This is a genomic window from Chryseobacterium sp. C39-AII1, assembly GCF_039672645.1.
GTDB lineage: Bacteria > Bacteroidota > Bacteroidia > Flavobacteriales > Weeksellaceae > Chryseobacterium.
Map to the genome: position 1 here is coordinate 375,682 of NZ_JBDFPQ010000002.1, position 21,202 is coordinate 396,883.

Annotated in this window: 19 protein-coding genes; 16 read left to right on the forward strand and 3 right to left on the reverse strand. The window is 35.6% G+C overall.

The window, feature by feature from the left end:
- Nucleotides 1-5: 5 nt before the first annotated feature.
- From ABEG63_RS04510 to ABEG63_RS04535, 6 genes are all read left to right on the forward strand, one after another.
- Entirely contained in the window at nucleotides 6-1,202 is a 1,197-nt protein-coding gene (locus ABEG63_RS04510) for a hypothetical protein (RefSeq protein ID WP_346583278.1), read from the forward strand.
- Entirely contained in the window at nucleotides 1,202-1,738 is a 537-nt protein-coding gene (locus tag ABEG63_RS04515) for an adenine phosphoribosyltransferase (protein WP_346583279.1), read from the forward strand. Before ABEG63_RS04510 ends, ABEG63_RS04515 begins: the two co-directional genes overlap by 1 nt.
- Nucleotides 1,739-1,979: 241 nt before the next feature.
- On the forward strand, nucleotides 1,980-2,675 hold the full coding sequence (locus ABEG63_RS04520; RefSeq protein ID WP_267403352.1) for a tetratricopeptide repeat protein: 696 nt from the start codon (nucleotides 1,980-1,982) through the stop codon (nucleotides 2,673-2,675).
- Nucleotides 2,676-2,678: 3 nt separating this feature from the next.
- A complete protein-coding gene (ribH, locus tag ABEG63_RS04525; RefSeq protein ID WP_346583280.1) occupies nucleotides 2,679-3,194 on the forward strand; it encodes a 6,7-dimethyl-8-ribityllumazine synthase in 516 nt (171 codons plus the stop codon).
- A gap of 122 nt (nucleotides 3,195-3,316) precedes the next feature.
- Entirely contained in the window at nucleotides 3,317-5,395 is a 2,079-nt protein-coding gene (locus ABEG63_RS04530; protein ID WP_346583282.1) for a sulfatase-like hydrolase/transferase, read from the forward strand.
- A 116-nt stretch (nucleotides 5,396-5,511) separates the two neighbouring features.
- Entirely contained in the window at nucleotides 5,512-6,369 is an 858-nt protein-coding gene (locus ABEG63_RS04535) for a neutral zinc metallopeptidase (RefSeq protein ID WP_267403356.1), read from the forward strand.
- A 58-nt stretch (nucleotides 6,370-6,427) separates the two neighbouring features.
- On the opposite strand, the gene ABEG63_RS04540 is transcribed toward ABEG63_RS04535, so the two are convergent.
- On the reverse strand, nucleotides 6,428-7,300 hold the full coding sequence (locus ABEG63_RS04540) for a GLPGLI family protein (protein ID WP_346583284.1): 873 nt from the start codon (nucleotides 7,298-7,300) through the stop codon (nucleotides 6,428-6,430).
- Between the two features lie 17 nt (nucleotides 7,301-7,317).
- Nucleotides 7,318-8,235, reverse strand: a complete 918-nt coding sequence (locus ABEG63_RS04545) for a GLPGLI family protein (RefSeq protein WP_346583285.1) — start codon at nucleotides 8,233-8,235, stop codon at nucleotides 7,318-7,320.
- A gap of 197 nt (nucleotides 8,236-8,432) precedes the next feature.
- Between ABEG63_RS04545 and ABEG63_RS04550 the strand changes: the two genes are divergently transcribed.
- The 6 genes from ABEG63_RS04550 (at nucleotide 8,433) to sufD (ending at nucleotide 13,960) form a co-directional block, all read left to right on the forward strand.
- The gene (locus tag ABEG63_RS04550) at nucleotides 8,433-8,762 is read left to right on the forward strand and encodes an iron-sulfur cluster assembly accessory protein (RefSeq protein ID WP_346583286.1); all 330 of its coding nucleotides are present in this window, start codon (nucleotides 8,433-8,435) and stop codon (nucleotides 8,760-8,762) included.
- Nucleotides 8,763-8,834: 72 nt separating this feature from the next.
- Nucleotides 8,835-10,283: a Fe-S cluster assembly protein SufB gene (sufB, locus tag ABEG63_RS04555; protein WP_346583288.1), complete on the forward strand. Its 1,449-nt coding sequence runs from the start codon at nucleotides 8,835-8,837 to the stop codon at nucleotides 10,281-10,283.
- A gap of 20 nt (nucleotides 10,284-10,303) precedes the next feature.
- Nucleotides 10,304-10,717 carry a hydroxyisourate hydrolase gene (gene uraH, locus ABEG63_RS04560; protein WP_267403361.1) on the forward strand — a complete coding sequence of 138 codons (414 nt, stop codon included), beginning with the start codon at nucleotides 10,304-10,306 and terminating at the stop codon, nucleotides 10,715-10,717.
- A gap of 24 nt (nucleotides 10,718-10,741) precedes the next feature.
- Nucleotides 10,742-11,713, forward strand: a complete 972-nt coding sequence (locus ABEG63_RS04565) for a S8 family serine peptidase (protein ID WP_346583291.1) — start codon at nucleotides 10,742-10,744, stop codon at nucleotides 11,711-11,713.
- Nucleotides 11,714-11,779: 66 nt separating this feature from the next.
- On the forward strand, nucleotides 11,780-12,523 hold the full coding sequence (sufC, locus tag ABEG63_RS04570; protein WP_267403363.1) for a Fe-S cluster assembly ATPase SufC: 744 nt from the start codon (nucleotides 11,780-11,782) through the stop codon (nucleotides 12,521-12,523).
- Between the two features lie 129 nt (nucleotides 12,524-12,652).
- A complete protein-coding gene (gene sufD / locus ABEG63_RS04575) occupies nucleotides 12,653-13,960 on the forward strand; it encodes a Fe-S cluster assembly protein SufD (protein ID WP_346583660.1) in 1,308 nt (435 codons plus the stop codon).
- Between the two features lie 441 nt (nucleotides 13,961-14,401).
- On the opposite strand, the gene ABEG63_RS04580 is transcribed toward sufD, so the two are convergent.
- The gene (locus ABEG63_RS04580) at nucleotides 14,402-15,331 is read right to left on the reverse strand and encodes a DUF3078 domain-containing protein (protein WP_267403365.1); all 930 of its coding nucleotides are present in this window, start codon (nucleotides 15,329-15,331) and stop codon (nucleotides 14,402-14,404) included.
- 283 nt (nucleotides 15,332-15,614) lie between these two features.
- Here ABEG63_RS04580 and ABEG63_RS04585 point away from each other — a divergent pair, with 283 nt between their 5' ends.
- From ABEG63_RS04585 to ABEG63_RS04600, 4 genes are all read left to right on the forward strand, one after another.
- Nucleotides 15,615-16,382 (forward strand): rhomboid family intramembrane serine protease, encoded by a 768-nt coding sequence (locus ABEG63_RS04585; RefSeq protein ID WP_346583293.1) that lies wholly within the window; start codon nucleotides 15,615-15,617, stop codon nucleotides 16,380-16,382.
- 36 nt (nucleotides 16,383-16,418) lie between these two features.
- Nucleotides 16,419-17,528, forward strand: coding sequence for a DNA-processing protein DprA (gene dprA, locus ABEG63_RS04590; protein ID WP_346583295.1), 1,110 nt, complete (start codon nucleotides 16,419-16,421; stop codon nucleotides 17,526-17,528).
- Between the two features lie 190 nt (nucleotides 17,529-17,718).
- Nucleotides 17,719-19,077 (forward strand): NADP-specific glutamate dehydrogenase, encoded by a 1,359-nt coding sequence (gdhA, locus tag ABEG63_RS04595; protein WP_346583297.1) that lies wholly within the window; start codon nucleotides 17,719-17,721, stop codon nucleotides 19,075-19,077.
- A 320-nt stretch (nucleotides 19,078-19,397) separates the two neighbouring features.
- The gene (locus ABEG63_RS04600; protein ID WP_346583299.1) at nucleotides 19,398-20,933 is read left to right on the forward strand and encodes a YifB family Mg chelatase-like AAA ATPase; all 1,536 of its coding nucleotides are present in this window, start codon (nucleotides 19,398-19,400) and stop codon (nucleotides 20,931-20,933) included.
- Nucleotides 20,934-21,202 lie beyond the last annotated feature (269 nt).

Here is a 21,202-nt window from a genome sequence, read left to right on the forward strand (position 1 = left end):
TAAAAATGAGAAAGTTATCTTTTCTTCTAGTTTTCAGCTTGTTGCTTTTCACCGCTTGTAAAAAAGACTCGGTGGATGCTACCAGTACCAAAACTTTACAGTCAAGTATCAACGATATGACGTCTAGTTTGCCAACCATTAAGCAGATCAAGTTTAATGAAGCGCTTTACATTCTAAAAACTTTTGGAGTGGAAGCCGATGGCGACGTTGCAGAATTAAAAGCACTCGGACAGCTTGTAAACGGGAAAAAAGTTCCTGAAATTATGGCAATGGCTGACGAAGTTGCACAAAAAAACGGAATTGAATGGGCAAGTACCGCTCCGCCTTCATTAGGTGAAATGAATATCTTCGGCGACGAAAAAGCCAAAGAAAGTGACCCGAATGATGTAAAAGCAAACTCGCTTTCTATTATCACAAGACCATCTGCAGACGACGGAAACGGCGCAACGGCAATTCAGATTATTCCAAGGCTTGTGGATAACGCTGGAAACCCTGTTTCGTTTACAGGTGCTGGTTTAGAAACAACATTAGAAGTTTTCAGTAATGGAGTGAAGCTTTCAACCGCTAAAAACTTAATGACGGATAACAATTTTAAAGGATTCAATTTAAAATTCTCTTCTATTCTTGCTGAAAAAGTGGTTGATAATAAAATTGACATCACTGTTTCGGTAAAAACTACAGCTAAAACTTTCAAAATGTCTAAAATCGGGTTGGATGTAAATCCTTCTGCATTGAAAGTTCCTGCTCCGCCAAAAGTAGATTCTACAGCGGTTATCCAGGATCCAAGTGCAGTAGATCCGAATAGTCCGGTAAATACAACAAATCCTTCTACATCTACAGATCCAAATGCTACAACAGCTCCTGCAACGCCAAAACAACCGGCTGCAGATCCAAAAGCTACGGTAAGCAAGTTTTTAAATAACGTAAGTTCTCAGAATTTAAAAGCGGCATTTGATGCATCCAACAATCCAAGCTGGGGAAGTTATGAATCTTTCTCTAACCCGACTTCAGGTTTTGGTTCTGTGAAAAATGTAAGTGTGAAAAACATCAACAGTAATGCAACAAATGCTAACAGCGCAAGTGTAAATGCAACATACGATGTAACAGATAAATCTGGAAAAACAACTTCTTTGAAGGTAACTTTCGGACTTAAAAATGTAAACGGAGACTGGAAAATTTCCAGCTATAAAATAAACCCTTAATGGCTTCACAAAAACTTATCAAAAAACTGCAGGAGACGATTGAAAATATCCCTGATTTTCCGATTCCGGGAATTCAGTTCAAAGACATCTCGCCTATTTTTCTTAATCCAAAATTATACGAAGAAGTAATCGAGGATCTGGTAGCTTTCAGCAAAGGAAAAGTAGATGCAGTTTGCGGAATCGAAAGCCGTGGCTATCTCTTCGGGATTGCCATTGCGGTTGCTTTGGAAGTTCCTTTTATCTTAATCAGAAAAGCAGGTAAACTTCCGCCACCGGTTATATCAGAAGAATACGATTTGGAATACGGAAGTGCCATCATCGAAACCCGTGAAGGACAGATAAAACCCGGACAAAGAATTCTTATTCATGATGATTTGTTAGCAACCGGAGGAACTACAGAAGCCGCTGCAAAATTGGTGAAAAAACAAGGTGCAACCGTTGTTCAGTTTAGTTTCTTAACCGCTTTAAAAGGATTGAATGGCGATGAAAAACTGAAGAAATTCAATGCGGAAATCTATCACATTTTAGAATATTAAACTAAAAATATAGATGCTTCGACAGGCTCAGCATGACACGTTTAACACAGTCTGTTTTATTTCATTGTAAAATGAAACAAATAGTATTAGAAATGTCATGTTGAGCGGAGTCGAAGCATGTTTTTTTAAGAAATTCATCATTCACGATTAATAATTCTCAATATTTCGTCAATAATACTCACAAAGTATTTTGTAAATCATTCAGAAACAATTAAATTTGCATTTCAATTTTTAAGAATTTATGGCAAAACTTACAAACGATCAAGAAGGTAAAGAAACAGTTGAGTTTTTTAAAGATCTTGACAGAGAGGCTTTAAACACAGAAAGATTCCTTGAAAAATATTCTAAGCAATTAGGGATAGTTTTCGGTGCTTTGGTATTGGGAGTTTTAGGCTTTTTCGCATATAAGCAATTCGTAGTGGCTCCTAAAAACGCCGAAGCGGTAAAAAGTTTCCTTGCAGCACAGAAAAATCTTACCGCTGGTAAAGATAAAGAAGCCCTTGGTGGAAATTCTGCTGCAAACCCAGGTTTTATCGGGACAGCTAACGAATATTCTTCTACTTCTATCGGTAAATTGTCTGCTTATAACGCAGGTTTATTGAAGTTTAAGGAAGGAAAATTCCAGGAGGCATTTGATCTTTTAGACAAGTTTTCATCTGACAACAAAACAATGATGGCAATGAAATACGGAGCTATGGCTGATGCTAAATCTGGTCTTAACAAAAACGATGAGGCTTTACAATTATTAGACAAAGCTTCTACCGCTTCTGATGATCCGTATACTACTTATTATTTTACAAGAAAAGCAGGTATTTTAGCTTTAGGTTTAAAGAAAAATGCAGATGCTAAGAAATATTTTGCTGCAATCAGCGAAAAATATCAGGACTACGATAACGGAATGTCTGATTCTTATATTGAAATGACTAAATATTATTAAAAAATGGCAACAGTTAATCTTTCAGATTACAAGCCACTGAATATAACGAATGCCGAAGATTTTTCTATCGGCATTGTTTTTTCTGAGTGGAATGATTTTGTAACCTACAATCTTCGCGACGCAGCTCTGGAAATCCTTGAAAAAGAAGGCGTAAAAAAGGAAAACATTAAACTTTTCCCGGTTCCCGGAGCATTTGAACTGAACTATGCAAGCATGCAACTTTGTAAAGAAAGAAAGTATGATGCAGTGATCTCAATCGGATGTGTGATTCGGGGAGAAACTCCTCACTTCGACTATGTTTGCTCTGCAGTAGCACAGGGAATCAAAGATTGCAATATCCTTACAGATACTCCGACGATCTTCTGTGTTTTAACAGACGATACAAAAGAGCAGTCAATTGCAAGAAGTGGCGGAGACCTTGGAAACAAAGGCGTGGAAGCTGCCGTAACGGCTCTAAGAATGATAGATTTTAAAAAGAATTTATCTGGAAAGAAAGGAAACATTGGTTTCGGACATTAAGAGCTGAACCCCAATAATACACAAAGAACGGTCTCAGGATTGTTCTTTTTTTGTTATTAAACATTTTTAAGCTGAAAGTAAATAAAAACTATCTTTGCAGAAATTAATATACAGTTAATAAAATGTTTACGCAAAAAATTAAACCTTTTCTATACTTAGGAATTTTCTATCTTATCATTTCGTTGTTGGTAAGAATTGTATTTTTCTTTCATCCGATCACCAATGTGAGCTTTGGATTCTTTGAAGTAATAAAAGTTTTATCTATCGGGCTTGTAAATGATATTTTCGTTTTCATTCTGGCAAGTTCTATTTTAGCACTTTACTTTTTATTTCTGTCAAACTCAAAATACAATAAACCTTACGGATACATCATTTTCGGGGTTCTTTTGCTATTTTTCCTGTATATTTTAGTGATTCCGAATAATATTTTCAAACAATACGGAGGCTCGGTTACCAAAATTGCCTTAATTTTTGTAGGATTAAAAACCCTTCTTTTTGGATTGATGCTTTTCCTTCCTTCAAAAAGAATAAAGATTCGTAACACCTTATATTTTATTACCATTTTTCTCTATGTTTTATCCATTGTTTTCAATGCAGTAAGTGAATATTTCTTCTATAATGAATTCGGATTGAGATACAATTTCATTGCGGTAGATTATCTTATTTACACCAATGAGGTTATTGGGAATATCATGGAAAGTTATCCTGTTGTTCCGTTATTCTTAGCCATTTTTGCCGTTACTTTTGGGATTACATGGTTTATCTTTAAAAAGACAAAAGAAGAGCTTTTAACGCTTCCAAATTTCAAACAGAAATTAATTTTATTAGGAACGTTTGCCGTTTTGGTTGGAGCAAGTTTATTGATGATTCCTGCGATGATGCAGATAAAATCATCCAATATTTTTGCCGAAGAAATTGAAGCCAATGGGGTTCCTAAATTCTATTGGGCATTTACTCATAATGAGCTTGATTTTTTCCAGTTCTATTCTCAAATCGCTCAAAATCAGGCAGAAAAAAACTTTTTAAGCCAGTATCCTCAGCAGACTTTGACCAGAAATATCGTTGCTGAGCAGCCCGAGCAAAAGAAAAATGTAGTTTTAATCTCTATTGAAAGTTTATCTGCAGATTTCCTTGAACATTACGGAAATACCCAGAAAATAACGCCGTTTTTGGATAGCTTAGCCGATAAATCAATGATGTTTACCAATCTTTATGCAACCGGAAACAGAACGGTTCGCGGACTGGAAGCTTTAACGCTTTGTATTCCGCCAACTGCCGGAGAAAGCATCATCAAAAGAGAGAATAATAAAAATAAATTCACTACAGGAAGCGTATTTAAATCAAAAGGTTACGATGTGAAATTCTTGTATGGGGGTTACAGTTATTTCGATAATATGCAGGATTTCTTTGCCGGAAACGGATATGGAATTGTAGACCGAAATAATTTTAAGCCCGAAGAAATTTCTTTCGCGAATGTTTGGGGTGTTGCCGATGAAGATATGGCTAAAAAAGCCATTCAAACCATGAATGCAGAAGCAAAATCTGGAAAACCATTCTTCAATCACTGGATGACGGTTTCCAACCACAGACCTTTCACGTATCCTGACGGAAGAATCGACATTCCTGGAGATGCAAAATCAAGAGAAGGTGGCGTAAAGTATACCGACTATTCCATCAAAAAGTTCTTCGAAATGGCTAAAAAACAGGACTGGTATAAAAATACAGTCTTTGTAATTGTTGCCGATCACTGTGCTTCAAGTGCCGGAGGAACAGAATTACCGATGGATAAATACAGAATTCCTGCGATGATTTTTTCTGAAGGTTTTGTAGAGCCACAGAAATTTGATAAGCTGATGTCGCAGATCGATTTAATGCCTACCCTTTTCGGATTGTTGAATTTTAGTTATCAGTCTAAATTTTTAGGTCAGGATGTTTTTAAAGAATATTTCCAGCCGAAAGCCTATATCGCCACTTATCAGGATTTAGGTTTTGTAAAAGACGATCATTTAACTATAATTTCACCCGTAAGAAAGGTTAAGCAATACACACTGAAGCAGCAGAAAAGCAAACTGGCTCCAGAATTTAATATTTACTTTGACGAAAATGCGGTAAAAACGCCACAACAAAATTTGGTAGATCAAACGATCTCAGCGTATCAATCGACTTCTTATTGGTTGAAAACGAATAAGCTTAATCGTTGATTAATAAATCATTTTTACAATAAGTTTTAAATTTTTATCAATTCACATTAAATTTTCAACCAAAAAATCAATTAGCTTTAATATTAATTTTAAATTTACTTACAAAATTTATTATTATGAAATGGACAGACGACAGAGGTGGTAATGTGGAAGACCGAAGAGGTTCTGGCGGTGGCGGAGGTGCCCTCGTTGGGGGTGGTTTGGGTACCCTTATTATTGCTGCGATTATATTTTTCTTAGGCGGAGATCCTTCTTCTATTCTTTCTTCAGGAGCTGGAAATAACGCTCCCAGAACGGAACAGAGACAACTGACTGCCAATGAGCAGAAAATTGGAGAAATGGTAGATATGATGGGAAAATGGAATATTGAAACCTGGGATAAAATCTTCCAACAAAACGGAATGACCTATAGAGCTCCTAAGATTATTCTTTTTGAAAATACCACCCAATCTGGCTGCGGTATTGCACAATCTGCCATGGGACCGTTTTACTGTCCGGCCGACCAAAGTGTATATATGGATATGAGCTTTTTTAATGAACTACAATCCAGATTTGGTGCAAAAGTTACGGAATTTACCATTGCTTATGTATTGGCGCATGAAGTTGGGCATCACGTTCAAACGCTGTTGGGAACTACGCAGGAAGTTGATAATATGAGAAGAAGCGGAAGGTTTTCTGAAGCAAAAATGAATCAGGTTTCTGTTGCGACAGAGCTTCAGGCAGATTTTTTTGCAGGAGTTTGGGCAAAACAAACCGATAGCCGAGAACATATTTTAGAGCCCGGAGACATTCAGTCGGCGATTGAAGCTGCAGAAGCTGTGGGTGATGATAATATTCAAAAAAGATCACAAGGCTATGTAAATCAGGAAAGCTTTACGCACGGATCTTCTGCCCAGCGTAAGGAATGGTTTATGAAAGGCTACAACACAGGAGACATCAAGCAAGGTGATACTTTTAATCAGCTTTTGAGATAATTTAAGTTATTTAAAAATCATATAGAAAAATCCCTGAAGAGCTGCTTCAGGGATTTTTTTAGTTTAATTCAATCGGATTGCTGTTATTTTTGGCTTCCTCTTTCACTCGGTCTTCCATTCTTTTTCTAAAATCACCACCATTACCGCCACGGTTTCCTCCGCCACCGCCGGATCTTGGAGGAGCAATTCCACCACCGCCACCGCCCATTCGGGTTTGGCTAAATCCACCTCCTTGATTACTCATAAATGAAACCGGATCTGATTTAAATTTTTCCTGCTGCTTTACAAAATCTGTTCTTTTTACTTTAATGGTATTTCCAAACTGATTCATTGAAGGAAAATCTGAAATTTTATAGTTTTTCATTAAATCAAAAGAATATTCTCCCTGAGCGTCTTCTACTTTTACGATCAGTCCCGGAAGTCCACCGAATTTATACGGACCGTCCTGATAAGGTAAATCTGTGGTAAACCAAGCCGTCCATTTTCTGCCACCGAAATCAGTTTCTGCTTTTTGTACTTTATAATCACCAATTTTCATCGTTTCAGATAAAATTTTCCAGCTGATCGGGCGATCTTCTTCATATTGATATACATCTCGACCCAATCTATCTTTAAAGAAGGTTTTCTGGTTTGCTTTATCTTTTTCAACCGTATAATTGATATTCGATCTTAGACTTTCCATTTGATCTCTGTTGAAACCTCTCGCTCCCCCACTTTGGAAATTCTGCTGCATGATAGAATCTCTTTTAATTCTGTTTTCAGAGTAAAAAAGTGATTTCTCTGCCGAAATATCTAAATATGCATTCTCCGTTTTCACGTCGTTTTTATCTGCTGCATTAGGTTTCATAGTTACCTGATACACAAATCTGTTCGTTTGTGCAAAAATGGTCTGCATGAACAGCCCCAAAACAATAATTCCTATTTTTTTCATTTTATGTATAAATCTTGTTATTTTAATTCAATGGGATTTTGGCTGATTTCATTATTGAAAGCCGCCTGAGCTCCTAAATTGGCATTTGGCATTTGGATCATTCCATCACCGTCATTTCCTGGGGGCATTCCCATTCCGCTAGGAGGCCCATTTCCTCTCATACCGCCACCTGGCATTCCGCCACCGCGTTTTCCTCCCCGATCACTTGAAGAGAAAGCTTTTCTGTTACTTTTTGCTTCCAACTCTAAAGCGGCTATATCTCCTTTAAAATCAATCCTTGTGCTTACTTTTGCATCAGAATTCACAGGCTCTTCAAAGGCGTTTTTAATCATGATTTTTTTAATTAAATCAAATTTATAATCTCCTTTATCATCTTCCAGTTTCACAATCAATCCCGGTAAACCAGAAAATTTATACGGGCCGTCAGAAATAGGAATATCTTTTGTAAACCAAGCCGTCCAGATTCTTCCTCCGAAATTTGCGGTTGCTTTTTGAGACTGATATCCGTTTTGCTTTTGAATATCATTCGTTACTTCCCATTTTATCGGTCTATCTTCCTGATAATAAATTTGTTTATTAAACACTTTCTCATGATAATACACTTTTTGATCTGATATATTTTTGGTAATATAATAATCAAAAAATGTGTGCTCCAAGTCTTTTTTAGCTCCTTGCTTTGAAAGTTCTTTCTTATCTTTTTTATTTTCTTTTTCTTCAGGTTTGAAAGAAGCAAAGAGAGAATCTTTAATTAATTTATTTTCACTAATAAATAATGATCGATTTTCTTTAACATCCAAAAATGTTTTTTCACTCTTCAAACTCACCAGATTAATCGAATCCGGATTAACCGAAGTCTCATAGACGAATCTTGTGGTTTGCCCATAAACCGCCGTCACCAAAAGCAATGCAAAAAAGAAATGTAGCTTTTTTTTCATTTATATTTTATAGATAAAAATTGTAATTCAAAGTTAAATCAAAAACAGAATCACAATATTTACAAAAAAGAATTTATAGAATTTTTAACACTCATAAACTTATCTGAACGTAAAATCGTTAAAATAGACATCATCGATTTGAGATTGCGGAAATTAGTTTGTATTTTTGCATCATTAAATCATTCTAAATAAATACAATGATAAAAGTATCAGATCAAGCAAAAGTAAAAGCAATCCAGCTGATGACAGAGGATGGCTTCAACGCTGCTGAAGATTATATAAGAGTTGGAGTAAAAAGCGGAGGATGTTCTGGTTTAGAATATGTTTTGGGATTTGACAATAAAAAGTCTGATGCAGATCAGATTTTTGAAGATAACGATATCAAAATTGTTGTAGATAAAAAATCCATCCTTTATTTAGCAGGAACAACTCTTGAATATTCAGGAGGTTTGAACGGAAAAGGGTTTGTTTTTAAAAATCCTAACGCATCCAGAACATGTGGGTGTGGAGAAAGTTTTTCTTTGTAAGAAAAAGACATTAGAAGCTAAATATCAGATGATAAACTTGGTATTTAGCTTCTGAAATCTTAAAAAAAAATAATGAGCAAATATACAGAGGACGATTTACGCGTCGACTTAGAAAATAAAAAATATGAATTCGGTTGGGAAACCAAAATCGATTACGAAGATTTCCCGACGGGTTTAAATGAAGATATCGTCCGTGCGATTTCTGCTAAAAAAGAAGAGCCGGAATGGATGACAGAATGGCGTTTGGAATCTTTCAGAATCTGGCTGAAAATGGTGGAGCCGGAATGGGCAAACATTAAATACGAAAAGCCAGATTTTCAAGCGATTAAATATTACGCTGCGCCAAAAGCAAAACCGGAACTGGAAAGTTTAGACGAGGTTGATCCTGAATTATTGAAAACCTTTGAGAAATTAGGAATCAATATAGAGGAACAGAAAAGACTTTCAGGAGTTGCGGTAGATATCGTAATAGATTCAGTTTCTGTAAAAACTACTTTTCAAGAAACCTTGATGGAAAAAGGAATTATTTTCTGTTCTATCTCTGAAGCGATTAAAAATCATCCTGATTTGGTAAGAAAATATCTTGGAAAAGTAGTTCCAAGAGGAGATAATTTTTATTCAGCATTGAATTCCGCAGTATTTTCTGACGGAAGTTTCTGTTATATTCCAAAAGGGGTAAAATGTCCAATGGAATTATCTACTTATTTCCGTATCAATCAAGCAGGAACAGGTCAGTTTGAAAGAACGCTTGTAATTGCAGATGAAGGAAGCTATGTTTCTTATTTGGAAGGTTGTACAGCACCATCAAGAGATGAAAACCAGCTTCACGCAGCAGTTGTTGAGTTGATCGCAATGGATAATGCTGAAATTAAATATTCAACCGTTCAGAACTGGTATCCTGGAAATGAAGAAGGAAAAGGTGGAGTTTTCAATTTCGTAACAAAAAGAGGACTTTGCGAAAGAAATGCAAAAATCTCGTGGACTCAGGTTGAAACAGGTTCTGCTGTAACTTGGAAATATCCGTCTTGTATCTTAAAAGGAGATAACTCAATCGGTGAGTTCTACTCTATTGCAGTGACGAACAATCACCAATATGCAGATACAGGAACAAAAATGATCCACATCGGAAAGAATACGAAATCTACGATTATTTCTAAAGGTATTTCTGCAGGAAAATCTCAGAATTCATACAGAGGTCTGGTAAAAGTAATGCCAACAGCAAAAGGAGCAAGAAACTTTTCTCAGTGCGACTCTTTGTTGATGGGTAACGAGTGTGGAGCACATACTTTCCCTTACATCGAGATCAAAGATCCGACTGCTCAATTGGAGCACGAAGCAACGACTTCAAAAATCGGAGAAGATCAGATTTTCTACTGTAATCAAAGAGGTATCGATACGGAAAGAGCAATTGCTTTGATCGTAAATGGTTTCAGTAAAGAAGTTTTAAATAAATTACCAATGGAATTTGCTATTGAAGCTCAAAAGTTATTGGAGATTTCTTTGGAAGGTTCTGTAGGATAAAATGAACAATGCATAACTCGATGAGAAAGTTTTTATTCATATTTTTTTGTGTTTTATGTTTGAGTCTTTCGGCTCAGGAGAAAAATGGTTTTCAGGTTTCCAGTCATATTTTAGATATTTCGCAGGGGCATCCCGCAGGAAATGTAGATGTTGCATTGGAAAAATTTAATGAAAATACCAAACAATGGATTCCTGTAAGTAAAAAACAAACGGACAGCAATGGCAGAATCAGCGATTTTTTACCTTATGCCAAAGGAACTGAAAACAACGGAAAATACAAATTGATTTTCTCAACAGGAGATTATTATAAAAGTAAAAAAATAGAGACCTTCTATCCGTATATTGAAATTATATTCCAGATTAAAGATAACGAGCATTATCATGTTCCGATTACTTTATCACCGTTTGGATATTCAACATACAGAGGAAGTTAGTATAAAAATTGGAAGTTTTTTTAAATGAATTACAAAAGCTTTTTCTTATTATTTGCTGTAAAGGGCAGCCTACTTTTATCACAAAAGGTAAAAGTGGGAATATGGGAAAGGTTTGATGTTAATTCACTTCGGAAAAATAGTGTTTATACAAACACAAAAGAAAGCATTAATGCTAAAGATGATGATGGAAACGGTTATGTAGACGATATTCACGGAATTGGCTTTAATGAGTTTGAAAAATTGGTTCCGGAAACATTTGTGGCCCACGAAGGAAATCAGGATGATTACGATCATGGAACGGCAATCGCCTCGGTAATTCTTCAACAAAACCCAAATGTAGAATTATACGGAGCAGGATTTGTTTACACAACGGAAAGACTTGAGAAATCGGGTTTATTAAAACTTTCCGCAGAAGAAAGAATAAAACAGTTGCCACATGAACTGGAAAGAATGGATCAGTTTATTCAACAGTCCATTGACTATTTTAGTAAAAATAAAGTACAGCTTGTGAACATCAGTTTTGGTCAGACCCTTGAAGGAATTATAGAAAAGAATCCTAATTTTGGAAAAAATTTGGAAGAGCGAACTCAAAATTCCCAAAAGTGGATCAACAGTTTCAAAAACTCTTTAGAAAAGAATTTTAAGAAACATCCCGAAATAACGTTTGTTGTAGCTTGCGGAAATGACGGAAAAAATATAGAAACATCTCAGGATGTGCCTGCCAATATTGTTCTGCCTAATGTAATTGTGGTCGGAGGTCTTGATAGAGATCTGAAACAAAGAGCAGACTTTTCCAACGAAGGAAAAAACATAGACGTCTATGCACCTTCTGAAGATATTGCCGTAACAATGGCGCTTAATAAAAAAGAAACGGTTTCCGGAGTGTCTGTAGCGGCACCTTATATTACCGGGAAACTTTCAAAACTTATTGTAAAAAATAAGGTAAATAAAGTGAATGTGAAGAAGATCCTTGAACAGGAAAATTCTGAGCATTAAAAATAATTGAAGTGAAACATAGACGCATTGAAGGTTTAGCTTTGCGATAATTTTATATAAATTAAAATGTTAGAGATAAAAAACTTGCACGCCAAAATTGAAGATGGCGCAGAAATTTTAAAAGGAATCAATCTTGAAATAAAACCGGGTGAAGTTCATGCGATCATGGGGCCGAACGGAGCCGGAAAATCTACTCTTTCTTCTGTAATCGCGGGGAAAGAAGATTATGAAGTAACAGACGGAGAAATCATTTTCAGAGGTGAAGATATCATCGAAGATGCTCCTGAAGACAGAGCGCACAAAGGTATTTTCTTATCTTTCCAGTATCCGGTAGAAATTCCGGGGGTTTCTGTAACTAACTTCATCAAAGCAGCGATGAACGAAAACAGAAAAGCAAACGGTTTGGAAGATATGCCTGCAAAAGAAATGTTGGCTTTAATCCGCGAAAAATCTGAGCAATTGGGTATTAAAAAAGATTTCCTTTCAAGATCATTGAACGAAGGGTTTTCGGGAGGTGAAAAGAAAAGAAACGAGATCTTCCAGATGATGATGCTTGATCCGAAATTGGCTATTCTTGATGAAACTGATTCTGGATTAGATATTGATGCATTGAGAATTGTTGCAGATGGTGTAAATGCTTTCAAAAATGAAGGAAATGCAGTTCTTTTGATTACTCACTATCAGAGATTGCTCAATTATATTCAACCTGACTTCGTTCACGTTTTAGCAAACGGAAAAATCATCAAAACTGGTGACAAATCTCTTGCTTTAGAGCTTGAAGAAAAAGGGTACGACTGGCTTCTTAATTAATCATAAAATTAAGATATTCAGAGATTTAGATATTATTTAAATTTCAACCTTGAAAATTTCGTTCTTCGGAATGATAGATTTCAGCCAAACAAAAAAGAAAAAATGGTGCAAACCACAGATATACCAGTAATGGCATTACAACAACAGATTATTGAAAATCACGGTGAATTTTTGGAGAGTCTTCGTCACAGATTTCTGGATGATGATAGAAAAGCTGCTCTTCAAAGGTTTGAAAACGTTGGTTTTCCTACCAAAAAAGACGAAGAATATAAATATACCAACTTAAAGGAGATTACTGAAAAAGGATATAATTTTTTCCCGAAAGAAAGTCATAACATCACCAAAGAGCAGTTGGATCAGTTGCACTTAGGCGAAGAAAATTTTGACTGGATTACTTTCGTGAACGGTAAACTTCATAAAGAATTATCAAAAGTTTCGATTGAAAATGTTGAATTTCTTTCATTTAATTATGCTTTAAATGACGAGAAGCACAGAGATGTTTTCGAAAAATATTTCAATACAATTGCTGCAGACAAATCGGCTTTCACGAATTTGAATCAGGCTTATTGCAAGTATGGTTTCTTTTTGAAAGTTCCTAAAAATGTTGTGATTGAAAAGCCAATCCACATCTTCTATATTTCTCAAAATCAGGAAGAAAACACGTTCTATAACACGAGAAATTTATTAATCGTAGAAGATGGAGCAAAAGTGGAAATCATTGAAAGTCACCACAATTTTGACAATACGTATGTGTTGACAAATTCTGTGACGGAAATTTTCACTTATCCAAACGCAAAAGCAGATTGGCATAAATTGCAGAACGATAACGATACTTCTTATTTAATTGATAATACTTTTGCGAAGCAGGAAAAAGACAGTTTAACGACTGTAAACACATTCTCTTTCGGAGGTAAATTGGTAAGAAACAACCTTGATTTTATTCAAAACGGATCGAATATCAATTCATTCATGAACGGAATCACGATCATCGGGAAAGATCAGTTGGTAGATCACCACACGGCGGTTCACCACAATCAGCCGAATTGTGAAAGTTATCAGAACTACAAAGGTATTTTCAGCGGAAAATCTCACGGGGTTTTCAACGGGAAAGTATTTGTAGATAAAATTGCTCAGAAAACGAATGCTTATCAGCAAAATAACAACGTTTTATTAAGCGAAGGCGCAACGATTGACACAAAACCTCAATTGGAGATTTTTGCTGACGATGTGAAGTGTTCTCACGGTTGTACGGTTGGGCAATTGAACGAAGATGCATTATTCTATTTAAGAGCAAGAGGTATTTCTAAAAAAGAAGCTCAGGCGTTACTTTTATATGCTTTCGCTAATGATGCGATGCAAAATATCGATATTGAGCCTTTAAAAGAGAAAATTTCAAAGCTTTTGGCGGAGAAACTTGAAGTAGATATAGAGTTCTAACAATATATAATTGATAATAAAAAAGCACTTCTTTTGAGGTGCTTTTTGTTTTTCGTGGTGTTTTCCATTTTTTGACGCTAAAGATTGCTAGGATTTTTTTGAAATGATTGAGAATATTTTTTGTTCGCAAGGGCGTTTTACTCAGCGAATGATAGCTGAAAATAGGATAATAAACTTAAGTTTTTGAACACAGAGGTCACTGAGTTTTTTTTACTGCTAAAATATTTTTGGTTTCACAAAGCCGTTTCACTTATGAAAGCGTGATAAAAATCAATCGTGTTATTAATTTAAATATTTGTGCTATTTGTGTTTAGAAAATATTTAAGTTTTGGCTAAAGCCGAGATTATTAATCATAAAAAAAGCGGACTAATGTCCGCTGCTATTGATATATTGATATTTCAATTTACTATTTAAAATTATTGAGCTTATAACTTAAATAATTACTTTTTCAACCACCACTGGCTGTCTTTTCTATCAGAACGTTTTACACCGTTATTCAAAGTATAGGCTAAACCAACGCCAAGCGTTTGTTTAAGCTGCGTTTTCTGGATCTGATTATGATCGTACAAAACATCCACCGTAATATTGGAAGAAATGAATCTGTTTACCTTTAAATTCAGAACCATTCCGTATGCCAGAACTAATCTATCAGGATGATCCAAATAATTAGAGAAAACAGAAGCCGTATTGGTCATGTTTACATTTTCCATGATCTTCAATTTATAAGAAGCCGTTCCCAAGAAACCGAACTGTAATAGAGAAGTATCTCCGTCAGCCTTTAAACCATAGCTTCCTGCTGTTTGAAGGTCTTTATCCAATACAAACGTCCATCTGGCGTTGGTAGGTCGTAAAGAGACGTTAATATTATCATTTGGTCTGTACGTAATACCGAGACCGAGATTCAAATATCCCGGAGCCATAAAATTAGATAGCTTTTTAGCAGCCGGATTGTTACCATCTTCATATCCTACCGCAAACTGGGACTGAAAACCAGCTCCTGCAGAAAGATACCAGCTTTTTGCAATTTTTCTACCGTAGTTGGTAGAAACGTTGATAACATCCTGAGTTTTTCTTACCCCAATTCCTTTCGTATCATTTTGACCATAATTTAAAAGGATAATATTTTCCCAAAGATCTTTGTCGTTTTCATAGGTGATATTATAATCAATCGCAGCAAGCCAACCCACGTTGTTTGCTCCACCCCCTACCCAATTCGAGAAGGCAGCCTGATTAATCATTACTGATTGTTTTCCTAAAACCGACCAATGTTTTATTGTATCAATTTTTACAGATCCGGTATCAATGATTACCACCTGAGCACTGGCAAAAATTCCCAACGCAAGGGAAAGAATAAATAAAAACTTCTTCATAAGACTAAAAGATTATCAATTACAAAAGTATAAATATAATTTTTGTTTGAAAGAAACAACAACTACTGTAAATATTAAATTATTAGTAAACTTTTCTTTAACCAGCTAAAAACAAGCCACTTTAGTCAATCTGAATGCCAAAATATTGATTAAAAATGTAAAACTAATGAAAATCATTACCTTTTGTCTGAAAATAAAATTTTGTAAAGGAAATTCATCGCCAAATTTTCCGAAATTTATCATTGGCTTTTGATTTGTGATCTTCTAAGCCAATATATAAACTATGTTTAAAAATATAATATCCAAAAAAGCGATCCTCAACCCGGTGCTTATGTTAGCAGCGATGTGGTTCGGGTATTTTCTGCAGACGCAGGGCTTTTTTGATAGTTGTTTCGGAGCCATCATTCCTTTAGTTCCTGAAGGCTTGCTGGGCATCGTCACTTCTCCCCTTTTACACGGAAATTTAGATCATATCATCGGAAATTCTATCCCGATTGCAGCGTTAATGTTTCTACTTTATCAGTTTTACCCTTTAGTGGCCAATAAGGTATTTATTCTCGGCTGGCTGGCAACAGGTTTATTGGTTTGGATGCTTCCGCCTATTGATATTCATACCGGAGAATATATGTACACGTGTACCATCGGAGCCAGTGGCGTGGTCTACGTTTTAGCCTTTTTCCTTTTTTTTAGTGGTGTTTTTAAATGGAATATGAAACTTCTTACCATTTCGTTACTTGTCGTTTTATATTACGGAAGTTTGGTTTGGGGAATGCTTCCTGAAGAACTTTTCTATAATTTACAGGAACCAAGTAAAATTTCATGGCAGGCTCACCTTTCGGGTGCAGTCGTGGGAAGTATTCTTGCTTTTATGTTTAAAAATGTAGGTGATAAAAAGAAAAAATACATCTGGGAATTTCCTAATTATTATAGCGAAAGAGACGATAAACTTTGGCAGGAATACAAGGAAAATCATCCGGAAGATTTTATGGAATTACCTTACAAAAAACGAGACGATATTTGGGATCATTTGGAAGAATTGAGAAGAAAATAAAACTAAATTGCTACATTTGTTAAAAACAGAACACAAATGTATTCCGAAGAACATCTTTATTCCATCGCCTTGCGAGAATGCAATCTTATTGGTGATATTAATTTCTATAAACTTCTAAACACCTTCAAAAGTGCAAAAGAAGTCTGGGATCATGCTAAAAAAGAATACAGCAAAGTAGACGGCATCGGCAGAAAAACCGTTTCCGATATCGGAAATCCTAAACATCTGAAATTTGCAGAAAAGGAATTAGAATTTTGCGAAAAGAATAATATCCAAATCAATCTTCGACACCTTGGAAATCTTCCGAATTTGCTTAAAGAATGCGATGATGCACCCGCAATTCTCTATCAAAAAGGAAATTTTGATGATACCGTAACCGCGGTAAGCATTGTAGGTACAAGAAATATTACGCCTTACGGAAAACAATTCATAGATGATTTTTTTGAAGAAACACAACATTCAAACTTCATATCTATAAGCGGTTTGGCATTGGGAGCCGACAAAGAGGTTCACGAACAATCTCTTCATTATCAAATTCCTACAACCGGAGTTTTAGCGCATGGCTTCCATACTTTTTATCCTTCAAAAAATAAAAAACTGGCAGAAAAAATGCTCGAAAACGGAGGTGCTTTATTCACCGAATTCAATTCATCTCAAAAACCGGATCGTGAAAATTTCATTCAACGAAATAGAATTGTGGCAGGCATTTCTCCGGCAACCATTGTTGTAGAAACTGCATTTGGAGGGGGTTCCATCAGCACAGCAACGTTTGCAAACAATTATAACAGAGAAGTTTTTGCCCTTCCCGGAAAAATAACGGATAAATATAGTCAAGGCTGCAATCAATTGATCTATCAAAATAAAGCGACTGCCATTTCAACGATCAAAGATTTAGTCGATTCTTTGGGATTTAATAAACCTAAAGATAAAATAGAAGAATTATTTCCTCGAAGCGAAATAACCATTCAATTCACTGAAAATCAAAAGTTAATATATACCACTATTGCATCTAATCCTCAGATCAGTTTAGACGATTTGGCGGAGAAAATTTCAATGCCTTCTCACAAAATTTTACCGATAATTTTGGAGTTGGAACTTTTGGGGAAAGTAAAATCATTTTCCGGGAGACAATTTGCGGCAATTTGACAATTAACGATTTCTTAATATTGCATTATTTGAGAGATAACTTTTAATTTTTAATAAAATTTGTATAAAAATTATCAATTTAACAATATTTCGAAACATTATTATTAAATTTTTAATAAAGTTTAAATAAGGTATTGTGAATTTTGAAAAAAAAATTAAATTTGTTGACAATAATATTCAACCCTAATATATGGAACAATATAATATTGACCAGAAAATACAAGAGTTTATTGCAAAAATTGAGGCAAAAAACCCGAACGAACCGGAATTTTTACAGGCCGTAAAAGAAGTTGCCGTTACCGTAATTCCGTTCGTCATGACAAGAAAGGAATATACCGGCATGAAGCTTCTTGAGAGAATGGCTGAAGCTGAAAGAATTATTATTTTCAGAGTTCCATGGGTTGACGATAAAGGAGAGATCCAGGTAAACAGAGGTTTCAGAATTCAGATGAACTCTGCCATTGGACCTTACAAAGGAGGAATTCGTTTCCATCCTACGGTAAACCTTTCAGTTCTTAAATTCTTAGCTTTCGAGCAGGTGTTTAAAAACTCGTTGACTACGCTACCGATGGGTGGTGGTAAAGGAGGTTCAGACTTCGATCCGCAAGGTAAATCTGATATGGAAGTAATGCGTTTTTGCCAGGCTTTTATGACGGAACTATGCAAGCACGTAGGTCCTGAAACAGACGTTCCTGCAGGAGATATCGGTGTTGGAGCAAGAGAAATCGGATATTTATTCGGGCAATACAAAAAAATCAGAAATGAATTTACGGGAGTTCTTACAGGAAAAGGATTGGCGTACGGAGGTTCATTAATTCGTCCTGAAGCTACTGGCTACGGAGTTGTTTACTTCGCTGAGCAGATGCTTAAAACAATCGGACAAACATTCAAAGATAAAACAGTAACTGTTTCAGGTTTCGGAAACGTAGCTTGGGGAGTTATTAAGAAAGTATCTGAGCTTGGCGGTAAAGTGGTAACACTTTCTGGACCAGACGGATATGTTTACGATAAAGATGGTATCGATGGTGAAAAAATCGATTATTTATTAGAGCTTAGAGCTTCTGGAAACAACAGAGCAGAAGATTATGCTAAAAAATATCCATCTGCAGAATTCCATGCTGGAAAACGCCCTTGGGAAGTGAAGTGTGATGTTGCCATCCCTTCTGCAACTCAAAATGAGCTTGATCTTGAAGATGCTAAAATCTTGGTAGAAAACGGATGTGTTTGTGTAACTGAAGCTGCAAATATGCCTTCAACTTTAGATGCCATCAACTATTTCCTAGACAACAAAGTATTGTTCTCTCCAGGAAAAGCGTCTAACGCAGGTGGTGTAGCTACTTCAGGTCTTGAAATGACACAAAACTCTATCCGTCTGAACTGGACTTCTGAGGAAGTTGATGCAAGATTGAAAGAGATCATGATCGGAATTCACAAAGCATGCAGAGACTACGGAAAAGAGGAAGATGGCTATGTAAACTACGTAAAAGGCGCCAATATCGCCGGATTCGTGAAAGTTGCAGAAGCAATGTTAGCTCAAGGAGTCGTATAAAAATACAAAGGTTGGGAAATCCCCGACCTTTTTTGATACAGCCTGTTCCCGGGATTTACAAATGGGATAAAAGTAAAAAGTGAAAGGAGAAAGCGTTGATTATTCAACGCTTTTTTATTTTTTAGCCTTTCGGAAAAGTTTAATCTAATCTGGAAAAACAAATTTTTTACGCCAATTATTTATTTCTAAATTATGTTTAAATGTTTCAAGCTTAAAATTGAAAATATTTTAAATTAAATTTTACCAATTTAAGATTATCAAACACTTATAAATTTAATTCAAATAAAAAAAATAAATTACATTTACATTAAAACACAATCATGTTAATAAAAATTTACGGAAGTGCCATCTTCGGAGTTTCAGCGCAAACGATCACGATTGAAGTAAATGTAGATACCGGCGGCGTAGGCTATCATCTCGTAGGCCTACCCGATAATGCCATTAAAGAAAGTAGCTACAGAATTTCTGCTGCACTAAAAAACGTAGGTTACAAAATCCCCGGAAAGAAAATTACCATTAATATGGCCCCCGCAGATTTGCGAAAAGAAGGAGCAGCTTATGACCTGAGCATTGCTATGGGAATTTTGGTAGCTTCTGACCAGATTATCGCGGAAAATATTAATGAATATATCATCATGGGCGAACTATCTCTTGATGGAAGTTTGCAGCCGATAAAAGGTGTTTTGCCGATTGCCATTCAGGCACGGGAAGAAGGATTCAAAGGTATTATTTTGCCCAAACAGAATACACGGGAAGCCGCTATTGTAAATAATCTTGACGTTTACGGAGTTGAAAACATTAAAGAAGTGATCGACTTTTTTAATGAAGGAAAACCATTACAAAAAACGATTTTAGACACAAGAAAAGAATTTCAGGAAAGAATTAATGATTTTCCGTTTGATTTTTCCGAAGTTAAAGGTCAGGAAACAGCAAAACGAGCGATGGAAGTAGCCGCAGCCGGAGGTCACAATATCATTTTGATTGGCCCGCCAGGCAGTGGAAAAACTATGCTTGCCAAAAGAGTTCCGAGTATTTTGCCTCCGTTGACATTGAAAGAGGCACTGGAAACCACCAAAATTCATTCGGTAGCGGGAAAAATGGGAACCAATACGTCACTCATGACCATAAGGCCTTTCAGAAATCCGCATCATACGATATCTGACGTAGCCTTAGTCGGCGGTGGGGGCTATCCACAACCTGGTGAAATTTCGCTTGCTCATAATGGGGTTTTATTTTTAGATGAAATGCCGGAATTTAAAAGAACCGTTCTCGAAGTGATGCGTCAACCGTTGGAAGATCGTGAAGTTACGATTTCAAGAGCGCGGTTTACGGTAAATTATCCTGCAAGTTTTATGCTCGTTGCCTCGATGAATCCTAGTCCGAGTGGTTATTTTCCAGACGATCCGAATAATACTTCATCAACTTTTGAAATGCAAAGGTATATGAATAAACTTTCTGGGCCACTACTCGACCGAATTGACATTCATATTGAAGTTCAGAAAGTTGAGTTTGAACAACTGGCAGAAAGAAGAAAAGGCGAAAAAAGTGAGGATATCAGAAATCGTGTTTTAAAGGCTCGCGACATTCAACAGGAACGATATAAAGATTTAAAAATCAGCTACAATGCTCAAATCGGGCCTAAAGAAATTGAGAAATATTGTAATTTAAATCAAGCTTCTTTTGATTTGATAAAAATGGCAATGGAAAAATTAAACCTCTCTGCAAGAGCCTACGACCGAATTTTAAAAGTTGCCAGAACTATTGCTGATTTGGAAGATTCTGAAAATATCCAGTCCGAGCATATTTCTGAGGCAATACAGTATCGAAGTCTGGATCGTGAGTTCTGGAATGTGTAAGAAGTATCTATGGGAATTAATAGTATAAGATTCTGAATTATATTGAAAATTTAAAAAATCTTTAATATAAATTCTTGTTTGTGTTATTTTATTATGTTAAATTTGAGATGCTGAATTGATTAATATTTAAAAATAAAATCATTATACTATTGACAGTTGTTTGTTTTCAGCTTTAATTTAATTAAAAACTAATAAAAATGCTTATTTATTAAATGTCATTTACTTGTGATAATTTAATAAAGTGCTTTACACAAAACTAAAACTAATAT

Coding starts and splice junctions, on each gene's coding strand:
- ABEG63_RS04510 (WP_346583278.1), top strand. CDS start 6: ATGAGAAAGTTATCTTTTCTTCTAGTTTTCAGCTTGTTGCTTTTCACC.
- ABEG63_RS04515 (WP_346583279.1), top strand. CDS start 1,202: ATGGCTTCACAAAAACTTATCAAAAAACTGCAGGAGACGATTGAAAAT.
- ABEG63_RS04520 (WP_267403352.1), top strand. CDS start 1,980: ATGGCAAAACTTACAAACGATCAAGAAGGTAAAGAAACAGTTGAGTTT.
- ribH (WP_346583280.1), top strand. CDS start 2,679: ATGGCAACAGTTAATCTTTCAGATTACAAGCCACTGAATATAACGAAT.
- ABEG63_RS04530 (WP_346583282.1), top strand. CDS start 3,317: ATGTTTACGCAAAAAATTAAACCTTTTCTATACTTAGGAATTTTCTAT.
- ABEG63_RS04535 (WP_267403356.1), top strand. CDS start 5,512: ATGAAATGGACAGACGACAGAGGTGGTAATGTGGAAGACCGAAGAGGT.
- ABEG63_RS04540 (WP_346583284.1), bottom strand. CDS start 7,300: ATGAAAAAAATAGGAATTATTGTTTTGGGGCTGTTCATGCAGACCATT.
- ABEG63_RS04545 (WP_346583285.1), bottom strand. CDS start 8,235: ATGAAAAAAAAGCTACATTTCTTTTTTGCATTGCTTTTGGTGACGGCG.
- ABEG63_RS04550 (WP_346583286.1), top strand. CDS start 8,433: ATGATAAAAGTATCAGATCAAGCAAAAGTAAAAGCAATCCAGCTGATG.
- sufB (WP_346583288.1), top strand. CDS start 8,835: ATGAGCAAATATACAGAGGACGATTTACGCGTCGACTTAGAAAATAAA.
- uraH (WP_267403361.1), top strand. CDS start 10,304: ATGAGAAAGTTTTTATTCATATTTTTTTGTGTTTTATGTTTGAGTCTT.
- ABEG63_RS04565 (WP_346583291.1), top strand. CDS start 10,742: ATGAATTACAAAAGCTTTTTCTTATTATTTGCTGTAAAGGGCAGCCTA.
- sufC (WP_267403363.1), top strand. CDS start 11,780: ATGTTAGAGATAAAAAACTTGCACGCCAAAATTGAAGATGGCGCAGAA.
- sufD (WP_346583660.1), top strand. CDS start 12,653: ATGGCATTACAACAACAGATTATTGAAAATCACGGTGAATTTTTGGAG.
- ABEG63_RS04580 (WP_267403365.1), bottom strand. CDS start 15,331: ATGAAGAAGTTTTTATTTATTCTTTCCCTTGCGTTGGGAATTTTTGCC.
- ABEG63_RS04585 (WP_346583293.1), top strand. CDS start 15,615: ATGTTTAAAAATATAATATCCAAAAAAGCGATCCTCAACCCGGTGCTT.
- dprA (WP_346583295.1), top strand. CDS start 16,419: ATGTATTCCGAAGAACATCTTTATTCCATCGCCTTGCGAGAATGCAAT.
- gdhA (WP_346583297.1), top strand. CDS start 17,719: ATGGAACAATATAATATTGACCAGAAAATACAAGAGTTTATTGCAAAA.
- ABEG63_RS04600 (WP_346583299.1), top strand. CDS start 19,398: ATGTTAATAAAAATTTACGGAAGTGCCATCTTCGGAGTTTCAGCGCAA.